The sequence below is a fragment of the Globicatella sanguinis NBRC 15551 genome, from assembly GCF_001552295.1.
Taxonomy (GTDB): Bacteria; Bacillota; Bacilli; order Lactobacillales; family Aerococcaceae; genus Globicatella; species Globicatella sanguinis.
Window position 1 is genome coordinate 1 of the sequence record NZ_BCQX01000213.1, and the last position, 1,482, is coordinate 1,482.

A 1,482-nucleotide genomic window follows, 5' to 3' on the forward strand; every position below is an offset into this window, starting at 1 on the left:
ACTTCTGGTCTACTCCCAACTTTGCTGCGGTGAACAGACGAAGCGAAAATCAACTGATTTTTTACTTCTTGCCCACTCCCAAAACACAGAAAATAGGTAAAAAGCAAAAATTTAACTTTTCACTTCTTAACCTATCTTTCAATTCAAAAATCTATTTAGCTTTAAATATTTGCCTTTATATTGAATTGCGTATCAAATTTGAAACGATACTATTGAATTAAGGCTTCAATTTCATCTATTTGCAGTGATAATGATTCTAATCCTCCGCCAGCTAAATACCATAAATCACTCGTTAAAGCATTAATCGCATCATTTTGACTGGCTGTTGTTTGCGCGATTAATTCATTTGTAAGGAAGTCAGCATTTTTAGTTTTATCACCGCCAATAGCTGCCGTTCGATCTAAGTAAAAAATACGTTCAGGATTTAAGCTTAAAATACCTTCATAACTCATTTCTTGTCCATGAGTCCCATCTTCAATACTATCATCTACAGCTTTAAAACCTAATACTTGGTAAATTAAAGCAAAGCGAGAATTAGCTGAAAAGGCAGAGAGATTCCCTTCATTTAACATTAACACTAAAGTTGTTTGAGTTTGATTGGCAACCGTCTGTTTAACTTTTTCTACTTTTTCTTCAAGACTGGTTATCACCGCTTCAGCTTTTTCAGTTTGATTAAAAATGGTTGCTAAATTTAAGTTTGTTGATTTAAAGGATTCCCAATAGTTAGCATTATCAATACGATTGACAAATACAGGTGCGATTTGACTCAGCTCTTCTGCCAAAGCAGCTGTTCTCCCCGTTGCAATAATTAAATCCGGTGCTAATTCGGCAATAGTTTCTAAATTTGGCTCTTTTAAAGAACCTATATCGGTAATCGTTTCGGGTAATGCGCCTAAATATTCGGGAACATTCTTTTTAGGTGCACCCACGACTAATTTCTCTAGACCTAAGGCTTTTAAAGTATCGTATTCTGAATATCCTAACACCACTACTCTTTCTGGTGTCTGCTCAAAGACCAATTCAGTTCCCAAACTATCGGTAACCTTCACTTCGGCTGCTTGAACTTTTACCATACCTGTTAATAAACTTACTAAGCCTAATAATAAGACGACAATTTTTTTCATAATATACTCCTTGTATAATGAACACATAGTAATTAGTGTTCTTTTTTTCTTTTTACTATATGATAATCATAGGCTTGTGGATTGGTTCTTACTCCTATAGCTTAGACTATTTTATTAAGGCTCCAACCACATTTCTATGTTTATTTGTTTATGAGTTAGATAACGCTAGACGTTTTATCTCGTGCAAGGATACGATACATAGTTTTTGTGGATAACCACAGCCAATTTATTTTAAAGGATGTGTTTTTATGTTGCTTATTGGTATCGATGTTGCTAAGGATAAGCATGATTGTTTTATTTGTGATTCTGATGGGAATGTGATTAGAGATGTCTTTACCTTTTCCAATGATAGGGAAGG

At 34.3% G+C, this 1,482-nt stretch carries 2 protein-coding genes; one reads left to right on the forward strand and one right to left on the reverse strand.

What is annotated here, in order from left to right; genetic code table 11:
• Window positions 1-221 (forward strand): hypothetical protein (locus GSA01S_RS11015; RefSeq protein WP_217994651.1); only part of this gene is annotated, 221 nt, incomplete at its 5' end.
• Here the strand turns inward: GSA01S_RS11015 and GSA01S_RS10160 are convergent.
• Window positions 210-1,124, reverse strand: a complete 915-nt coding sequence (locus GSA01S_RS10160; protein ID WP_066127262.1) for a siderophore ABC transporter substrate-binding protein — start codon at window positions 1,122-1,124, stop codon at window positions 210-212. The two genes, GSA01S_RS11015 and GSA01S_RS10160, sit on opposite strands and share 12 nt — an antisense overlap.
• Between the last annotated feature and the right edge of the window lie 358 nt (window positions 1,125-1,482).

Bases quoted from the DNA above. Each gene is read 5' to 3' on its own strand.
- GSA01S_RS10160 (WP_066127262.1), bottom strand. From the start codon at position 1,124: ATGAAAAAAATTGTCGTCTTATTATTAGGCTTAGTAAGTTTATTAACA.